At 41.8% G+C, this 19,433-nt stretch carries 17 protein-coding genes; 4 read left to right on the forward strand and 13 right to left on the reverse strand.

Annotation, left to right across the window (positions count from 1 at the left end; genetic code table 11):
• Positions 1–629 precede the first annotated feature (629 nt).
• Positions 630–1,886, reverse strand: coding sequence for a methionine gamma-lyase family protein (locus EKM82_RS07910; RefSeq protein ID WP_125767815.1), 1,257 nt, complete (start codon positions 1,884–1,886; stop codon positions 630–632).
• 274 nt (positions 1,887–2,160) lie between these two features.
• On the opposite strand from EKM82_RS07910, the gene EKM82_RS07915 reads away from it, so the two are divergent.
• Positions 2,161–3,432 (forward strand): MBL fold metallo-hydrolase, encoded by a 1,272-nt coding sequence (locus EKM82_RS07915; RefSeq protein ID WP_164508177.1) that lies wholly within the window; start codon positions 2,161–2,163, stop codon positions 3,430–3,432.
• A gap of 796 nt (positions 3,433–4,228) precedes the next feature.
• Here the strand turns inward: EKM82_RS07915 and EKM82_RS07920 are convergent.
• Both EKM82_RS07920 and EKM82_RS07925 read right to left on the reverse strand, forming a co-directional pair.
• Entirely contained in the window at positions 4,229–5,146 is a 918-nt protein-coding gene (locus EKM82_RS07920; protein WP_125767819.1) for an alpha/beta hydrolase, read from the reverse strand.
• On the reverse strand, positions 5,133–6,422 hold the full coding sequence (locus tag EKM82_RS07925; protein ID WP_125767821.1) for a PTS transporter subunit EIIC: 1,290 nt from the start codon (positions 6,420–6,422) through the stop codon (positions 5,133–5,135). The genes EKM82_RS07920 and EKM82_RS07925 overlap by 14 nt, the downstream gene beginning before the upstream one ends.
• Before the next feature lie 203 nt (positions 6,423–6,625).
• Between EKM82_RS07925 and EKM82_RS07930 the strand changes: the two genes are divergently transcribed.
• From EKM82_RS07930 to EKM82_RS07940, 3 genes are read left to right on the forward strand one after another with little or no spacing between them, the layout of a single operon-like run.
• Positions 6,626–7,333, forward strand: coding sequence for an AzlC family ABC transporter permease (locus EKM82_RS07930; RefSeq protein ID WP_125767823.1), 708 nt, complete (start codon positions 6,626–6,628; stop codon positions 7,331–7,333).
• On the forward strand, positions 7,320–7,652 hold the full coding sequence (locus tag EKM82_RS07935; RefSeq protein WP_125767825.1) for an AzlD domain-containing protein: 333 nt from the start codon (positions 7,320–7,322) through the stop codon (positions 7,650–7,652). The genes EKM82_RS07930 and EKM82_RS07935 overlap by 14 nt, the downstream gene beginning before the upstream one ends.
• A 25-nt stretch (positions 7,653–7,677) precedes the next feature.
• Complete coding sequence (locus EKM82_RS07940; protein ID WP_125767827.1) at positions 7,678–8,394, forward strand: AzlC family ABC transporter permease; 717 nt, start codon at positions 7,678–7,680, stop codon at positions 8,392–8,394.
• Positions 8,395–8,618: 224 nt separating this feature from the next.
• On the opposite strand, the gene EKM82_RS07945 is transcribed toward EKM82_RS07940, so the two are convergent.
• The 10 genes from EKM82_RS07945 to EKM82_RS07990 form a co-directional block, all read right to left on the reverse strand.
• Positions 8,619–9,176 carry a histidine phosphatase family protein gene (locus tag EKM82_RS07945; RefSeq protein ID WP_164508186.1) on the reverse strand — a complete coding sequence of 186 codons (558 nt, stop codon included), beginning with the start codon at positions 9,174–9,176 and terminating at the stop codon, positions 8,619–8,621.
• 33 nt (positions 9,177–9,209) lie between these two features.
• Positions 9,210–10,043 (reverse strand): Cof-type HAD-IIB family hydrolase, encoded by an 834-nt coding sequence (locus EKM82_RS07950; RefSeq protein WP_125767832.1) that lies wholly within the window; start codon positions 10,041–10,043, stop codon positions 9,210–9,212.
• A gap of 88 nt (positions 10,044–10,131) precedes the next feature.
• Positions 10,132–10,512, reverse strand: a complete 381-nt coding sequence (locus EKM82_RS07955; RefSeq protein ID WP_125767834.1) for a YxeA family protein — start codon at positions 10,510–10,512, stop codon at positions 10,132–10,134.
• 1,002 nt (positions 10,513–11,514) lie between these two features.
• Positions 11,515–13,086: a glycoside hydrolase family 5 protein gene (locus EKM82_RS07960; protein WP_125767836.1), complete on the reverse strand. Its 1,572-nt coding sequence runs from the start codon at positions 13,084–13,086 to the stop codon at positions 11,515–11,517.
• Positions 13,087–13,104: 18 nt separating this feature from the next.
• Complete coding sequence (locus tag EKM82_RS07965; protein ID WP_125767838.1) at positions 13,105–14,043, reverse strand: ROK family protein; 939 nt, start codon at positions 14,041–14,043, stop codon at positions 13,105–13,107.
• Between the two features lie 2 nt (positions 14,044–14,045).
• Complete coding sequence (locus EKM82_RS07970) at positions 14,046–14,666, reverse strand: YesL family protein (protein ID WP_125767840.1); 621 nt, start codon at positions 14,664–14,666, stop codon at positions 14,046–14,048.
• Between the two features lie 103 nt (positions 14,667–14,769).
• Positions 14,770–16,386: a type 2 periplasmic-binding domain-containing protein gene (locus EKM82_RS07975; RefSeq protein ID WP_125767842.1), complete on the reverse strand. Its 1,617-nt coding sequence runs from the start codon at positions 16,384–16,386 to the stop codon at positions 14,770–14,772.
• A gap of 23 nt (positions 16,387–16,409) precedes the next feature.
• Positions 16,410–17,315 carry a carbohydrate ABC transporter permease gene (locus EKM82_RS07980; protein WP_125767844.1) on the reverse strand — a complete coding sequence of 302 codons (906 nt, stop codon included), beginning with the start codon at positions 17,313–17,315 and terminating at the stop codon, positions 16,410–16,412.
• 15 nt (positions 17,316–17,330) lie between these two features.
• Complete coding sequence (locus tag EKM82_RS07985; RefSeq protein WP_125767846.1) at positions 17,331–18,281, reverse strand: ABC transporter permease; 951 nt, start codon at positions 18,279–18,281, stop codon at positions 17,331–17,333.
• A gap of 62 nt (positions 18,282–18,343) precedes the next feature.
• Positions 18,344–19,348: a LacI family DNA-binding transcriptional regulator gene (locus EKM82_RS07990; RefSeq protein ID WP_125767848.1), complete on the reverse strand. Its 1,005-nt coding sequence runs from the start codon at positions 19,346–19,348 to the stop codon at positions 18,344–18,346.
• Positions 19,349–19,433: the final 85 nt, after the last annotated feature.

Here is a 19,433-nt window from a genome sequence, read left to right on the forward strand (position 1 = left end):
CGATTGATGCCAATTTTTCAAATTGTCATCAATACGAGCCTTTGTCTAATTGCTAAAGCAATAAGACAAATTTGGCGACTGACAACCACGCCCTCCATTCCGTCTGGAGTTAAGGTGGTGCATTTTATTTTTGTTAGTGCTTAAGTCAATTTTAGTGGGACTAATCAGCTTAACTTAAATTGTTGTCGCAATTGAACAGTAGCACCTAAAAAAACTTGATTGACAAATTCTGATTTTGTTCAGAAAGATTGCCAATCAAGCTTATTAGGTTGCATGAATTTGCTTTTTTATTATTGGTGCTCAATTCCTTTAGTTTCATCAAGGTGGCTGCCGGGCGATTGGCAACTAATCTCACTAGTATTGTCTTGTTATCAACCAAATCTAAAGTGGACCACATTAGCTCAAAACGCAGTGGAGGCCGCCGGGGTGTCAGTCGCGAAATTATCCTTGGCGATTTATCGCTTAGGATAAGGCTGGTATTTAAGCTTTTGCTGCGCAAAAGCTTAAATCAACGCCCGCCGCGTTCCACACCCCGCCGACCGCAACGGAGTTGTCCACCATTCTGCCTAAAACCAGCTTAGGTTTAAATCGCCCAGCAACTGCCTTCTTCAAATCAGAAAAGCCTAGTCCTATTTCGTAAAGAAAGTCGTTTGAGCTGCCTGAGTAATGCCCAATTTAACATGAGCGTATGTTAAACCACCTTGTAAATACAAGGTGTATGGTGGCCGAATTGGACCATCGCCAGAGAATTCAATCGTTGAACCTTCGATAAAGGAACCTGCTGCCATGACGACTTCATCTTCGTAGCCAGCCATTTGTTCCGGAATTGGTTCCACATAAGAATCAACTGGCGAACTTTGCTGAATTGCCTTCGCAAACTTGACCATATCTTCTTTGTTACCAAAGTTAACGGTTTGAATCAAATCGGTACGCGGATCATCCCATTTTGGTGCCACTGGTAAACCAAGTTCTTCAAGTAAGGCCGCTTCAAAAATAGCACCTTTAATGGCATTACCGGTGGTTTGTGGTGCTACGAAGAAACCTTGGAACATATCCAGCATCATGCCATAAGTTGCCCCTTCAGCGCCACCTAAACCAGGCACTGTGAAACGATAACTAACGCGTTCGACTAAATCTTTGCGACCAACAATGTAGCCACCTGTTTTAGCAAAGCCACCACCGGCGTTTTTAATCAATGAACCGGCCATTATGTCAACGCCAACGTCAAGTGGTTCTTGCCGTTCAGAGAATTCACCGTAAGCATTATCCGCAAAAATCCAAACATCTGGCTTGACGGAACGAACAACTTTCACCATTTCAGCAATTTTGGCAATCGTGAAAGAAGCACGAGTCGCGTAACCGCAAGAACGTTGAATCGCCACAACTTTAGTTTTATCAGTGATCCGTTCCTTAACGGCTGCAAAGTCGACATCGCCATTAGCCAATAGCGGCACATAATCAACTTTGATGCCATATTCTTTAGGACTGCCAATGCCGTTACCAGCCAGGCCCAGCACTTCCTGCAAGGTATCGTAAGGTTCACCAGTAATGTAGAGAATTTCATCACCAGGCCGAACTAAGCCTAACAAGCCAACGCCAATGGCATGGGTCCCAGAAACTAATTGCGGCCGAACCAACGCATCTTCACTGCCAAGTACTTCAGCGTAAATGGCTTCTAGATGATCGCGTCCCTCGTCAGAATTACCATAACCAGTACTGCCGACTAAATCTGCCTCAGAAACATGATTATCTTGGAATGCGTGTAACACTTTTGCTTGATTATCAAGAATTTGATCGTCGATTGCGGCCAAACGTGGGGCAATTTTAGCATCAACTTTGGCGACAATTGCTTGTAATTTAGGATCAATCTTATCCTGCCAACTCATTGAAAAACTCCTCCTTATTGTTAACAATAAAATATTCTTCAGTGTCATTTAAAATTTCTCAATCACTGACTACCCACTTAAGTATAACCATTTTCCTAAAAAACGATAGCCAACACCTGAAATACCGTGACAAAAGATTTTTAGGCAATTTGGTCGAACGAGTAAAGCACGTTTTTTATTAAAAAATACTGTGACTTAAGTCAATAAAATCTTTGTCTTTCTGGACTGAATGCGTTACACTGATTTACTAGTCAAATTGGAGAGGGGATACGAAATGACAACACTACGTTTTTTGAATGGGACTAAAACAATTGGTGGCAATATTATTGAAATTGCTAACGGTGATAGTCGGGTGATTATGGATTTCGGTGTCGCAGCTGATTTAGCTGGCGAAACCGTGGCTCAAGCGATTGAGCAACACAAATTACCTAACCTGCCTGATTTATTACTGCCTAATCAATCAACCAAGTTCAAGCATCAAGCTATCTTTGTTTCACATCTGCATTTGGATCATATGGGGGCCTTGCGCTATTTGCAAAACCACGATATTCCGATCTATATGTCAGCTGACGGTTTGAAACTTTACCAGCTCCTAATGGACCAAGGTGTTGAGCCTCGTGTCACTAATTTACAGCCCTTAGCTGATCAAGAAACAATTCAAGTGGGCTCATTAAAAGTCACTGGTTTTCTCAGCGACCATGATGTGATTGCGCCAATGGCCTTATTGATTGACGATGGCCAACATAAATTCCTGCATTCTGGTGATGTCCGCATTGGTGGCTACCATCAAGATCGGGTTGAACGCTGGTCAGATCTGGTCAAAAACCAGCTCGACGTTTATTTAACTGAAGCCACAACTTACAGCTTCGTCAGTGAACAACCACAAATGGTGACTGGTGATCATCACGAACCAATTTTGATTGAACAAGACTTGCCTAAACGACTGACTGATAAAATTAAGACAACTGATCAAGTATTAGTGGTTAATCCCTACCCACGTAATGTGGAACGTTTAATTCGGTTCAACGAAACTGCGGCAGCCGCTGGTCGGCCAATGCTTTGGGAACCTGATTATGCCCAGTTGATCCGTGCCTTTGCCCCAGAACAAACAATCAATGAAATTTCTGACCAACCGGCAAATACCGCCCCTGCAAATACCAATTACCATGCTTGGACGCAACTTGAAGCGCAACTACTTAAGAATCCGCGGCAATTTACTTTGCAGAATTCTTGGGCTAATCATGAACGCCTACAAGCTTTTGATGGTGGTCTTTATCTCCATGCTAATGGTGAACCACTGGGTGACTACGACCCTCGGTTTGCCCAGTTGCAAGACTTCTTAGCCGCTAATCATTGGACAATTGAATCCTGTGGTGCCAGTGGTCATGCCAAGCGCGAAGATATTCTTGCTTTGGCAACCAAGATCAATGCTCGGCGTACTGTGGCTTGGCATAGTTTTAAGCCAGAATTATTAGCAGCTGATCTTAAGAAAACAAAGACTGAGCCTTGGTTACCTGAGTTAGATCTTTATTACCGCTTCGACTAAAAAGCTTAAGATATAAATTCAGTGAAGTGGTGAAACGGAATTGAGTCTGGCTCCATTGCGGGCTTGCTGGTTGTGGAACGCGGCCGGCATCGATTTGGACCATTTGAAAGCCAAAACCATTAAAAACAGATGAAGATGGTAGAAACAGAATGATGTCTGACTGCATTCCGGGCTGCTTGGCGTGGAACGCTGCCGGCGTTGATTTGAGCTTATTGCTGCGCAACAATCTCAAATGCAAGCCTTATCGTAAGTGCTAAAGCACCAACGATAATTTGGCGGCTGACGCCAAGATCCCTCCATTCCGTCTGGAGTTTAATTAGTGCACTACATTTTTTGTTAGTTCTTGAGGCAATTCTGGTGAGATTAATCAACTTGATTCAGCTTGCTGTCAAACTAAATAGTAATACCAAAAAAGTCCGTCTGACTGTTTCTGGTTTCCAGAAAATTTGTCAAACGAACCTTTTTGTTTACATAAATCTGCTTTTTAAATTAGTGGTGCTCAATTTCCTTAGTTTCATCAAGGCAGTTGCTGGGCGATTGGCTACTAGTTTCGCTAGTATTATCTTGATATCAACCAAATCTAAAGTGGACCACATTAGCTCAAAACGCAGTGGAGGCCGCCGGGGTGTCAGCCGCGAAATTATCCTTGGCGATTTATCGCTTAGGATAAGGCTTGTATTTAAGATTTTGCACAGCAAAAGCTTAAATCAACGCCCGCCGCGTTCCACACCCCGCCGGCCGCAACGGAGTGTTCACTATTCTGCCTAAAACTAGTTTCAGAATTAATCCTCAAAAATCAATTATTAGTATTATTGTTAATGTCATTCGTTGGATTGTCGTCACTAAGACTACGATTGTTATTGGTTGTCTTGGCTTTTGGCTCCAGCAAATACTGCTCCATAATTGTAATGATTTGCGGATTATCTAGCATGGCTGAATGTTGAGCCATTTTACCAGAGACGGTAATTTGAGTGTAACTGGCGGCTTGTCCTTGGTAAATATATTTACCGGCTGCCACACTATTAATTGGTACGATCCCGTCACTGTCGTAGTTCTGCGTACCTGATAAAGAATACACGACTAAATCACTAGGGATTTTTGTTTTATTTTTAATGAAATCCGCCAGCATTTGCGTCTTCCGACTCGTCGAACTTTCTTCGAAGTTGTAAGGCGTTCCCACGGTCATTAGCCGTTTCATCGTAATTTGATCATTATTGAAATAATTCTCGAGAAAATCGGTGAAGACCAGGCCACCATTTGAGTGACCAAAGGCTTTGAAATTATTAAAATTATACTTCTTCGTTAGCTGATTAAAGGCCGTATTAAACATTTTGGCTTCTTTTTTAATGTTGTCATAACCATCTTTGTTGTTTTCAAAACCGACGACGATAAAGGGTTCATTATCACCGGGACGAATTTCCCCAGTCACATTGATCTGCCCAGAATTCATCACTTTTAATTTCAACAGGCTGTGTTTACGACCGTCAGATTGATTGATTTTTTGCACCAAATCGTCAAAACGATCTTGGGTGGCGCTACTACCAGGAATCATAATGACTGGCGACATTTTCGAATTATGCCGAGTAGCCATTTGCTTCACGTTACTCTGGGTCCACGCATATGATGGAAAGGCCAGGATAATGATGATGCCGAAGAAAATGCCTAGTAATAACCAACTTTTTTTGTTGCGAAAGAATGTTTTAAGCAGTTTCATTGGTGCGGCCCCCTTCCCGTAACATGGCTTGATCGACATTTTCGGCCAGCCGAATGAACGGTAAATAAAGCAGCACGTCCAACACGATAATAAAAGCACCAATCACTAGCGCCATAACATTGCCGTTGGTGCCAATAAAAGGAATCAATGGCCCCGGCGTTCCAGATGGCACTGGATAAGCCACTGGCGGCATTACGTGTAACCAAATGAACAGACTGGCAACGGCCATGTTGAATAATGGTAACAACGTAAAGGGCACTAAATACAAAGGATTTAACAACACGGGAATCCCAAACATCATCGGCACATTGGCATTAAAAATTGCCGGAAATAAACTCCACTGACTGACTTCTCGTGAATTACGATTGCGACTAGCCACAATCATAGCAATGACTAAGGCCAGCAAAACACCAGTCCCACCAAAGGTCCCAAAGCTATGATAAAGCGAACTAGCTGAGTAAGGATGAGGAATTTTCCAACTAGAGCCATGACTCAGCGCGTAGCTTAAATTATCCCAAACTTCGGTTTCCACAACTTTGGTCGAAAAAGCCAGTGGCCCTGCAAAGCCAAACCAAGCCAGAACTGTTGTCAATAACGCGCTCATCATGGTAAAAGTGAAACTACTTGGTTGGTTCGTAAAGTTCTGAATCGCGTTTAAAACATAGGAATCAACGCGGTAGAAGCGCACTAAACCAAAGACGGCATGTAAGATCAAGGCCCAGAAAACAGCCACAAAAATTGGCTTCAAGGCCCCAAACGCCCGGTTTAAAATCAAATCATGATGAGGCGCTTGCTGCTGAGCATCCATGCCATGCCGTTTGAAAATTCGGCCAACTAAATAACCCACGACAATCCCGACTAACAACCAATGGTAGTCGTAATAACGCATTTCAATCGTCACCGTGTTGCCTTTCATCCGATGAAAGAAAATCAAACCGTAACAAATTGCTGCGGTCAAACCGGCCATTTGATCATCTTTTTGATAATATTTAGCGGTATATTTCGCTGCTTCAAAGGCCCCTGCAATTGTCAGCATCCCTAAAGTTAGTTGACTTAAATCATCAAACAAAATTCGTAAAGCTTGATAATGTGGGAGCCAGGCATTAATCTTGAAGATACTGCCAAAGAAACCACCAACTGATAAGAACGACGTTGAGAGCACTTGGGCAAAAGTCCCGATTAATGCAAATGGAAATAAAATGACTAACGTTCGTTGGATAATTTGAAAAAACGAATTACTTTTCAATCTGGTCAACAGCTTAACTATCTTGGCCATAATGCCATCTCCCCGTGAATAACTGCGGCTTTTACCACCTTGATTTTACAAGTCTACTACTAATTGTCAACTGATTGTTTCTTAAATTTTCAAACACTGTTGAAAAAATATTCAACAATTTCAACTATTACTCAGAAATACTTGGTAAAATAACTTTATTGATTCACAATTGTCCTCGTTACCTCGACAAACAGGAGTTTAACATGAATGATAATTTAACCCGTCGTGCTGGTTGGCACGATGCTTTACCAATTGGTTTTAGCTACTTTGGTATTAGTCTGGCGCTAGGCATTGTTGGTCGCGCCGCTGGTATCAATCCCTGGCTAATGCTGCTCATGTCAGCTTTAATTTTTGCCGGCTCAGCTCAATTCGTCTTAATTAGCATGTTGCTCACGCAAGACCAGATTATCGCCATCGTTGCGGCCACTTTTCTGATTAACGCCCGCTTGATTCTGTTAGGAATCACACTGGCTCTGCATTTTAAGCAAACCTCCTTACTAAAAAGTATTTTATTAGCTAGCTTGCTAACCGATGAAAGCTTCGCCTTAGCAATCAATAAAATCAATTTTACTAAGGGCCGCCTGACTTTTTCTTGGTTTCACGGCGCGGCCTTATTGCCCTATTTTGTTTGTTTAGCCGCAACTTTTTTAGGCGCGCAACTGGGTGGTTTATTAACCAACCCCGAGCGTTTTGGTGTGGATTTTGCTGTGGTGGCCATGTTTATTGGCCTGACTTATTTACAATTTGAAAGCGATCGTCAACTACCCAAGAAACTGCAATTGATTTTAATAGCCAGCAGCTTTGTGATGATTTACTTCGGTATGATGGTGATTCCTGGTCGTCTATTAATTCTGGTCGTGACTTTATGCGGTTGCGCTTTGGGAGTGATTTTAAAACATGTCTACTTTTAACTACACCATCTTGACCATTCTCGGTTGTGGGCTAGTAACTTGGCTATCGCGAGTCCTACCATTTGTATTATTGAAAAAATTCAGCCTTTCAGAAACCGTCTTGGAATATCTTAATTTCGTGCCAATCGTGATTATGTCGGCACTGTGGTTTAGCAGTCTATTTACCCAACATCTAGGCCATTTACCCACAATTAATTGGCCCAATTTAATTGCCTCAGGACCGACTCTACTCAGTGCCATTTTATCGAAAAATTTATTGGTGATCGTCATTGTTGGGGTAGTCTCCTTAGGCTTAATTAGACTGATCATAGGCGCCTAAATCCGCACAGAAAAGATGTTATTGAATGAATGCAGAACTAACGATCAAAAGTGCCATCCATGAAACCTTGCCCACTGTCTTTGGTTATTTAGGTATTGGCATTGCTTTCGGCTTGGTCGGCCACGCTGCTGGCTTAAGTCCGCTGATGATTTTCTTAATGTCGGCAATTATTTATGGTGGCTCGGCACAATTTATTACAGTCAGTTTATTAGCCGCCGGTAGTCCGATTTTATCGATTGTCGCCGCAACTTTCCTGATTAACTCGCGCATGATTCTTTTAAGCCTGACCATTGCGCCTTATTTTAAACGCAAAAGTTTGGCTGACAATATTTTCATTGGCACCCTTTTAACTGATGAAAGCTTTGCACTAGGCATGAATAAACTGAATTATACCGCTGGTGAGCTTAATTTTCCTTGGCTGAATACAGCTAATTTAATTGCTTATTTGACTTGGGTGTCGGCCTCATTAATTGGTGGCCTCTTAGGGAATTTCATCCAAAATCCCGAACGTTTCGGCCTGGACTTCGCCATTGTCGCGATGTTTATTGGTCTTCTTTACCTGCAGGTGATTGCCGATAAAAGTCTTAATTATTTATTGCAAATCACCGTGATTGCTGTAACTTTGGTCTTAACCTATTTAGGCATGATCATTATTCCCAGTAGTTTATTAGTTTTAGTCGTCACCATTATTGGTTGCCTACTAGGTGTCTCACTTAAGAAAATTTGGCCGCAAACGCATTAGCACTTACTGCCCTAAGCTTAAGATCCACCTTAATTAGCGTCAATTTTATTGCTCGACCGCTGCCGATTGACGAGCCCGAATCTTAGTTGAATTCGTGACCGTATTGGTAGTTGCCGTCTTTTCAGGAACTGGCTTGATTTAAGATTGTTCTTTCCGGACAGAAAAAAGGATTTGATCAGCAAACGATCAAATCCTTTTTTTGTATTACGCGTTGCACTCACAATTTATGAAAGTAAATCAGGATAAATAACATCAAGCAATTTGAAATGATCAGCCGCAAATTCGTACTTGAAAATAGTGCAATTGCGGACACCGTGGGTCAATTTAGTGGTGGATCCCACAGCACGGCGTAAGAAATTGTGACAGGCCCCACCATGGGAAACTGCTAAAATAGTTTGATTTTCAGGTTGTTGCATTAAATTCAGCACCGTTCCATAAATCCGTTCTTCAACCTCATGCTGGGTTTCACCGCCGAATTGTTTGAAGTAATCGCCATAAGGTGGTTGCGGATTAAGCGCCTCATCTTGGCCCTCATACACGCCAAAGCCCCACTCACGCAAACCCTTCAACCGCTGATAAGGCATGCTGTTTGCCGTGACTAATTCTAAAGTATCACTGGTTCGCTCGGCTGTTGAACAAAAGGCATGATCAAACTTAATCCCTTGATCACGAAAATATTGCCCTGCTAATTTAGCCTGAGCAATCCCATTAGCTGTCAACGGTGAATCGCACCAGCCTTGGATTTTATGACGAACATTAAATAAAGTCTCGCCATGACGCATTAAATAAAGTGTTTTTGCCAAACTATTCGACTCCTAATCTAAGTGTTTAGCCAAGCTGGCCATAATCCCATCATCGTTATTCGTTAAGGTCACTTCATCGGCGGCTAAACGAATTTTCTCCTTGGCATTGGCCATGGCCACACCAATCCCCGCATAATTCAACATCGCCAAATCATTTTCATCGTCGCCAAAAGCGATCAACTCATCAGCAGTCAAACCAAGCTTAGGCAACAAATGGGCCAAGGCGGTCCCTTTATCAACACCTAAATTCGTAAATTCAAAATAAAAATCCGCGGTGAACATAGCATTCAAATCATGGGCAAATGGCGCCGCCAATGAATGCCAGTTAGCTCGCAAATAATCCGGTTGGCCCGCCAACAGAATTTTATTGATCGGCTCACTCACAAACGCCGCTAAATCGGGCTGTTCACACAACTGTAACCGATCATTGCGCGCTTCATATTCAATAATATTGCGGTCGCCAGTCGCTAAATGCAGACGATTATGATAAACATCATTAACATAAAGATAATCGCCCAGCGCCACCATAGGAATGACGTCAAATTTTTTCGCGTGGTCCAAAATCGCCTTGGATTGAATCACCGTCATCGCCCGATTGTAAACAATTTGCTGCGTCTGGCAATCAATCACTTGGGAACCGTTGAAAGCAACGACTAAACCATGATGTTGATCCATGGCCAGCTCTCGAACATACTTTTCCGTGCCCTTGGCTGGTCGGCCAGTCGCCAAAATCAAGCGCACCCCCTGAGCTTGGGCGGCCATTAATGCTGCCTTGGTTCGCGGTGAAATTTCTTTGTGGTCATTTGTTAACGTGCCATCAATATCGAGTGCAATCGCCTTAATCAACTTGCCAACTCCTTCAATAAATAAAAGTCACTGTTACTATTATAACAAGTTGGCCAACACAATGTCAGACCGGCAACGCGATTTCTGGTTAATCATATAATTTGGCGAGTACATTTACAGGCACTTCGTTTTCGGAAATGGTTTGAGGGCCAACCACAACGCGCAAAGTACTGGCAGTTAACTTAATAAAGCTGTTCGCCGGTAGCGGCTGCGGGTTGCGACCAGAAATATCAAAAGTACGCGTCATTTTCTGACCATTTTTAGTCACCACTTGAATTTTATAATGATAAGCATAACGATCAGACTCCGGCTGACCAGCCAAATCCTTAGCTGCTTCCTTGCTAGGAACTTGCGCTGGCACAATAGCATAAGCCTCAGTGCCTAAATAGGTCTGCTGATAATATTTAAAACCGCAATAACCGATTAGACTAACCATTAAAACTGCCAAAATAGCTAATATTTTCTTCATTTATTTCCTCAATTGTTCTTTTAATGACTTTATTTTAAGGAAAAATGTGTCAAACAAGCCATCGAATTAACTTGCAATATTGTAAGTTTTAGAAATATCGGGTGATACTGAAGCAATTATTCAAGAATATGCAGTAAAAGTGTACGAACTGAATTGTGTCTGACTGCATTGCGGGCTTGCTGGTTGTGGAACGCTGCCGGCATCGATTTGAACCATTTAAGGGTCAAAATTCAAAACCATTAAAATCTAATGATGGTTTTTATGTCTGACTGCATTGCGGGCTGCTTGGCGTGGAACGCGGCCGGCATTGATTTAAGCTTATTGCTAACGCAACAATCTCAAATACAAGCCTTGTTCTAAGTGGCCCAGCCACTAAGAACAATTTGGCGGCTGACGCCAAGATCCCTCCATTCCGTCTGGAGTTAAAGCAGTGCACTTCATCATTTTAGAATTTGAGGCAATGATAGTGGGACTAATCAACTTAATCCGAATTGTTATCGTAACTGAACAGCGGTATTTAAAAAGCCTGTCTGACAGTTTCTGGTTTAATTCCAGAAAACTTGTCAAACAGGCTCATTAGTTTATTACAATTTGCTTTTCTAAATAGTGGTGCTCAATTCAGTTAGTTTCATCTGGTGGTTGCTGGGCGATTGGCATCCAACTTCACTAGTACTGTCTTGATATCAACAAAATTTGAAGTGGACTAACTTAGATCAAAACGTAGTGGAGGCCGCCGGGGTGTCAGCCGCGAAATTATCCTTGGCGATTTATCGCTTAGGATAAGGCTTGTATTTAAGATTTTGCGCAGCAAAAGCTTAAATCAACGCCCGCCGCGTTCCACACTCCGCCGGCCGCAACGGAGTTGTCCGCTATTCTGCCAAAAACTAGTTCAGTCTCAAACCAACGAACACAGCGTTCCACGCCCTCAAAATTGCCCAGCAACCACCACTCCCTAATTTGGGGAAGTCTTGGCCCAGTTTTTTAAATCAAACAAAGCAACAGTTAAAACAAATTAATCTTCGCCAAACCAACAACACCAGTTAAGACGACCACTTTGACTTTCACATCAGTCAGTTGTGCTATCGGTAATTGCAAATCAATTCCGACTAAAGGACCATTAAAGATTTCTTGGTCGTTCACTAATACTTGAACTTGACTATTAGCTGCGGTCAATTGATCGTCAAAACATAATTGGACTTGCTTAGCTGGTTGTTGATTCCAGAAACGATAAGTAACAAATTCCGTCTCGTGCAACCGCAAACGATATTCATCAAGATGAACATCAAAAGTCGACTTACCTGGTTGTTGCAAATCAGGAACGATAATATCCAAATTTGTGCCTTGATGATATTTCACGAAATTGTTGCGCACTGTCGCACCATGATAACTGCCAGCAACTTCGGAGAAGTTAACGGCCGCATAAGTGAACGGTGGTTCTAATAAAATATGATGATCAACGTCCGGATTTTGAAGGCAATTTTCAAATTTAATATTATCCAGATACTCAGCCAGAATTGCTTTAACTTGACCGACAGCTGGTTTACGACCGTTTTGCAGATAGTCCAAAATTAATGACCAATGATCAGGTGTTTTCACGGTTACCGCGCTGTTTTGGCGACCCATTTTCTTATAGGTCCAGAAATGACGACTGACTTGATTCGCCTCGCAAAGTTGTGCCATGCCGGCAAACCAACGATCATTATTTTCGCCAGTTTCACCTAACCATAATGGCACATCGTATTGTTGACTGACTGCCAAGAATTCAGCGAAAGTTTCCTGACTTGGTAAAACGCCATAACGGTGGAAATGAATCACATAATTATCATCATAACGATGATTGAAGACGCTGGGATCACTGGCCCAGTGATAACCTTCCAACGAGAACATATGGCGAGCATCAACGGCCCGAACTTTGGCAATCGCCTCATTGTAAAATTGCGCCAATTTCGGCAACAAATAATCGAAGTCTTGTAAGTGATCATTACCAGGACGAATCGGTTCATTTAACAAATCATAACCAGCAACGGCCGGCTCGTCGGCATAACGGCGAGCAATGAATTGCCAAAGCTGTAACGCTTGATGCCAATATTCTGGTACTAAATACAGATTAGGCACATCACCAATTGAATCATCAATATTGGCACCAGTTTGACCACCAGGGGCGCCATGCATATCGATCCAAACGTAAAGGTCATATTTTTTCGCCCAAGCAATTGCTTGATCCATTAAATAGAAATTACGTTCATCGACTTCACCAGCATCATCAAGAAACAAGCTGGCATTAAATGGTAATCGCAGTGAATTATAGCCTTGCTGATGAATGTAAGCCACATCAGCTTCAGTGAAATAATTATCACGATAAGCCTGCCAGAAATCTTGAGCAAATTCTGAATCAGTTAAATCCGCAATTGTCTGCTCAATCCGCCGTGGTCGATCAAATAATTGACCGTGAGCTTGCCACATATAACCTTCCTGTAGCAACCAATTACCAATGCCCCAACCTTTTAGCAACATTGGCTGGCCATCTTCAGTTACAATCTGGCGACCTTGAGTTTTTAGGAATTTCGTAATCATCTTAATTCAATCTCCGATCTAAGCTTCTTGACGACGCATTGCTTGATAAACAGCGCCGATGATACCGGCATTATTCATGAGCTTGGCTGGTTTGATTTGAGCGATGGCTTGGTCTTTCACTTCAGAGACACTGACATGGCGTAATTCCAAATCAGTCAAAGCGGCATTTAAGTCATGAATAAAAGTTGGATTAGCACTAATGCCGCCGCCAATCAGCACAACTTCAGGATCATAGCAAACAATCAAATTAAGAATGCCGGTGGCTAAATCATAATAGAATTTATCAAGGGTCATTTGAGCTAACTTCTCACCAGCTGCCGCCGCTTGGAAAATCACCCGGGCATCGATCACCCGTTCAAACTCTGGATCCAATTGTTGCTTCGCCAAGGTATAAGTATGGCAAAGCCCACCAACAATGGCGCTGGACTTATTCAGTGAGGCATCTTCTAAATCACGAGTAAAGTCTAAATTATGCGTTAGCATCCAACCAAATTCGCCAGCCATCCCGTGAGCACCACGGTAAAGCTGATTATTGATCACAGCGCCACCGCCGAAACCAGTTCCCAAAACTAAGCAAAGATAATTATCAATGCCTTGGGCAGCACCTAACCAGTGTTCAGCAATTGCTGCCGCATTAGCATCATTTTCAACATTGGTTGGTAAGTTCGTTCGTTGCTCCATCTCGGCTTTCAAATTAACGCCAATCATGCTGCGAACCGCACCGGCTGTTAACAGAAAGCCATTATTTTTAATAATACCGGGCATACTAATCCCGATACCAGCTAAATCAGTTTCTTGTGCTTGATAATCAGTGACAATCTTAGTTAATTGTTCTAAAAAATCGTTTTTATTTAATGGTGTTGGCACAGCGCCTTGGGCTTGAATATGCCCGGCATGATCGACGAGACCATACTTGATCGTCGTACCGCCAACATCGATTCCAATATAGTGTTGCATGATTAATTCTGCCCTTCTGTGTCGTCATACTTCTGGAAAATATGAGTCATAATTTTACTATTGATCATCGCGGCCCCAGCTACTCCTAAGAAAATCCAGAGGAAGAATAACTTAGGCAACAGGATTGGGAACAACACGATCAGCACCGCATTGCTAATGAAACAAACAATACTTAAGGCTGCGTTCTGGAAACTAAGCACCAAGGCGTTGCGAATTTGCGCACCAAGTTGGTTATCGTAATGAGCTAACATTGGAAAAAGATATTCACTAGTAAATAAGAAAATTGCGGATAAACTGACCATAATAATCACGATGATCGGTTGCTTCTGGAACAAGGCATAACGAATAGCTCCGAAGAAGAACAATGCGCCTAATAACATACCTAGACCGGCAATGAATCCTTGCTTAAAGTTACTCTTGAAAGCTGCCATATAAGTCCGATAAAGGGCCGGTTCGTCACCAGTGGCAATCTTCAAAGTACAGTGATATAAAGCTACCGTCGAAGCACCAATCGTGACAATTGGTAATGAGGTCAACAGGAATAGTAGATTCAAGCATAGCACCTGATAAATAATGGTCATGGCTCGGAATAAACCACCGTTCAGACTGAAAATTTTCTTCATCGACTTGCAGCTCCTTTGTTAGCGATTACTTCTAGCAACTAAGAAAGCCAGGATTTTTCCTGGCCATCTCAGTAAACAATTAACATTGTCAACTTAACCTGGATTACTTCATGTTAAGTTTCTTCTTATTAGCAACAATATTGGCATCACGCGTCTTATTGATTGCTTCAATACTATTTTCTTTCTGGAACTTCTTGTACTTAGCCAAAGCACTATCAAATTCTGACTTATCCTTAGCCCGGATCATTGAAACCATGGTTGTACTCCAGTTAGTTTGAATCGCACTTAAAGCACGTGCTTCTTGAGTACCTGGATCTGGCGCAATGTTTTCAATCACGAATTGTGGCTTCAAATACTTCTTGCCCCAATCTTGCATTTGCCAAACAGCCTTAACATATGAATCCTTGTTCAAAGCTTTGTAACGGTCATGACCGAAGAGGATAAATTCACCGATTCGATATTGTTTCTGCCATTTAGTAGGTTCTTCAAGTTGTACTTTCTTAGCAAAAGCAGTCCGAGTAACAGTGCCATCAGCGGCTTGAGTGTACATCTTACCTTTTTCACCAAAGTTCGTTAACATTTGACCCTTGTTGCTTAAGAGATATTCAAAGACTTGAATTGCTTTAGCAGGGTTCTTTGACTTGTTAGAAATGTAGTTGATCAACCAGCCAGAAATCCCGGCTTGAGACAATGTTGGTTCGCGGCCAACGGTACTTTGAATCCCGTTGATTGCTAAGTATTCTGCACCAGGATGTTTCGTTGCAAAGTTCTGCAAGTCAGTCCCTTGGTTAACATCAGAGCCCATCATCATAGTTGCATATTTACCATTAGCAACTTTTTCTTTGAAGGCGTTAGAGTCATCAGTAAAGCTATCATCACTAATGTTACCATCAGCATGAACTTCACGGAAGGCGTTCAACCATTTAATATAATCAGGGTCCAAATCACGATCATAGTATTTACCATTCTTCGTAATTGGCACACCTAACATATCTTGAACAACGTTTTCCAAAGAACTGTTACCACCACTGAAATCGTTAAAGCCAAATGGAATTAAGTTAGGGAATTTTTCTTTGATAGCTTTCATCCCTTTAACGAAACCTTCTGGTGTCGTAAAGTCTTGATCACCAATAGCGTCTTTAACGTCTTGACGAATGATGAAGGCGTCACGTGGTAAGATTTTACCACTCTTGTAATCAGCTGGTGTATTTGAGTAGTTAGGGTAACCGTAAGTTTGACCCTTGATCTTATACCAGTTCAACGTATCTTTTTGAGCAACCTTGTAGAAATATGGGTCGTATTTAGTTGCTAAATCTTGTAATGAGTATGCCCAAGTATTGGCTGTCCGTGCAACCTTCGAGTTAGGGTCATCAATCGTGATCATATCAGGCATGTTACCACTAGCAAAATAAGTATTTAATTTCGTGTCATCACCAGTAACGAACTTGATGTTCACATTCAAATCTTTCTTAATTTGCTTCGTAATGTAATCTTTGCCGTAATCTTTGTTCCACCATTCCTCTTTGACAAACCATGTCAAAGTGGTCATCTTGCTCTTATCACTCTTCCAAGCTGGTGTATCTTTGCTAACCTTGTATGAAGCCTTTGGTAAGTTGCTAGAACCACTATCAGCTTTCTTGCCGCCACAAGCTGTTAAAATAAGTGCAGATCCCAAAACGACGACTGCTGATAATGCCCGTAAAATTCCTTTTTTCTTCATTACTGTATCCCTACCTCTTCAAATTATTCTTTTACTGCGCCAAGCATTGTACCTGTTACGAAATACTTCTGCAAAAATGGATAAAGAACCAAGATTGGTAGCATTGTTACCACGATTGTTGCTAACTGCACCCCCTTCGATGATGTTGCGATTGTAATCTGGGCATTCAACCCATTTGCTGCCGCTGCTTGAGATTTGACGATAATATCGTACAAGCGCATCTGCATTGGATATAAGGCTTCATTAGTGATATAAAGTTTCGCAGTCATGAAGTCATTCCATTGCCAAACGCCATGGAATAAACCGATGGTGGCTAAAGCTGGTTTGGATAATGGCACGATAATTGAGAAGAAGATCTTCCAATCACTAGCGCCATCGATTTTGGCTGACTCTTCCAAGGAATCAGGAATATCCCGGAAGAAGTTCATTAAGATAACCATGTCATAATAACTGAACATTGCTGGTAAAATGTAAACCCAGAACGAGTTGAGTAAGCCTAATGACTTAATCAATAAGTAAGTTGGGATCATCCCACCTGAGAAGAACATCGTGATAATACCCATGGCCGAATATAATTTACGACCACGTAGACGCCGTTTACTTAAGGCATAAGCCACAATCGAGCAGAGGAATAAATGGAAGATAACCCCAACGATTGTTTTGGCAGCAGAGATAAACATTGATTGCCAAATACCACTGTCATTAAATACAGACACATAGTTGGCGATTGATAATTTGCTAGGCCAGAAAACAAAGGACGTCGCGTTCTTATCGGCAAATGATGAAATAACAATATTCCACATTGGAATCAAAATGATTAACGAGAATAAAGTCATTAGGATCACGTTGACGACATCAAAAACTTTGTTACCCTTGGTTTTACGAACCTTCGAAAGATTACTCTTAGTTTGTTTCTTCGATAACATCATTTATACGCACCCCGCTTACAAGACTGATTGATTATCGTTCAGTTTCTTCGTGACTAAATTCGTAATCGTCAAGAGAACAACTGAGATAATCCCGACACCTAAACCTACGGCAGTCGCGTAAGAGAAGTCACCTTGCGTTAAACCGACACGATATACATAGGAATTAATAACTTCGGCTTTGGGTTGGTTTTGCGAATTCATCAAAACTAAAGTTTGATCCAAGTTAGAATTGAATAACCCAGAAACTGATAGGATCAAGTTCAAAGCAATAATGTTACTCATTTCAGGAATGGTGATGCTCCAAATCTGACGAATCTTAGAAGCACCATCCATTTCGGCAGCTTCATAATAAGTTGGATCAATCTTGGACATGGTGGCTAGATATAAGATTGTGCCCCAGCCTGCTTCCTTCCATACATCAGATAAGGAAGCAATGCTCCAATAACCGCCGGCATTTAACATGTGGTTGGTATGAATATTGAAGCCTAACATGTTCAACAGCCCATTTAACATCCCATTAGAAGACATCCAAGTGATCAACATCCCGCCTAAGATGATCCAAGACAAGAAGTGAGGTAAATAAGTAATCGTTTGAACGACCTTCTTAAATGGCGCCCAGTTCAGTTCGAAAATCATAATTGCAAGAATAATAGGTAAGAAGAACTCAATCACTAATTTGATGGCACTAATGCCCACCGTGTTTTGAACTGATTGCCAGAAGTACTTGTCTTGCAAAATCGTTTGGAAGTTTTGCATGCCGACCCAAGGTGAATCTTGAATCGTACTCGTTACGGAATAGCTCTTAAATGCTAACGTCAAACCATAAATTGGAATGAAGTTGAAAATAATCATACAGATGATACCCGGTAAGACCATTGTTTGTAGTTGCCATTGCCGTCCAAAATCGCGACACCAGTTAGCAACTTTTGATCCGACCGATTTGTTCCTTTTTGCTTCGGAATTCATGATTACTCCTCCTAAAATAAAAACGTTTTTATTTTTATTTAAAAAACTGGAACCAATATGACCTAAATGTTCCGGGCTGACTTCCGAATAATCAGTTCCCCAGGTAAAACTTTTGCTGCCACATTGCGTTCACCCTTGACCAGCTGTAATAACAGTTGAATTGATTGTCGTGCTTGAGCGGCAATCGGGTTCCGAATTGTGGTTAACGCAGGATTGAAGTACTCCGCAATATCAATGTCATCAAAACCAGTGACACTAACATCTTCCGGCACATTGTAACCCTCATGCTTCAAAGCCTTCATGGCCCCGATTGCACTAATATCATTACCAGCCACAAAAGCTGTTGGTATTTCGGTTCCTTGAAGACGAGCACTGCGAATGAACGACAACACCGCGTTATAAGCAGCTTCTTCTTCAAACAAGCCTTGCAACAAGTATGATGCTGGAATAGCCAAGGAACGTTCAGCCATAGCTTTACGCAAACCGGCTAGCCGTTGCTCACTATCATAAACGCCTTCAAAACCAGCAATATACGCGATCTTGCGATGACCTAGATTCAAGAGATAATTACCAACATCGTAACCAGCCTGAAATGAATCAAAGATGACGCTGGTAGCATATTCAGAAGTATATTTCCGATCAAGAAAGACAACTGGCATTTTTTCCGAGTTGAGAATTTCCAGATCTTGGTCGGAAATAACTAGGTCAAACAGCAAAACCCCATCAAACAAGTTACCACGAATGGTGTTCATGATTTGGTGACGATCACTGGAAATATAGACGTTCAAGCCATAACCGCTCTTCTCACTAAAATGTGCTAATGCATCCATTAACAGTGAGAAATAAGGTCCAGTTACACTTGAAGTAAAGAAGCCAATCGTCTGCGTTGAACCAGACTTAAGACGTTGTCCAATAAGGTTGGGTGAATACTCAAGCCGTTGAGCAACTTCTAAAATACGTTTCTTCGTATCCGGTTTAACTACATTAACATCATTCAAAGCTTTCGAAACCGTTGAAATGGAAACACCTGCTTCTCTTGCGACATCTTTAATTGTAACTTTTGCCATTGTCGTTCCTCCAGAAATTGTTAAAGCGTTTCCACATCCAATACAATAGCACATGATTTTCGCAGATGCAATAGTTTTTTGAAAA

This window comes from Lapidilactobacillus wuchangensis, from assembly GCF_003946645.1.
In the GTDB taxonomy this organism is placed as follows: Bacteria; Bacillota; Bacilli; order Lactobacillales; family Lactobacillaceae; genus Lapidilactobacillus; species Lapidilactobacillus wuchangensis.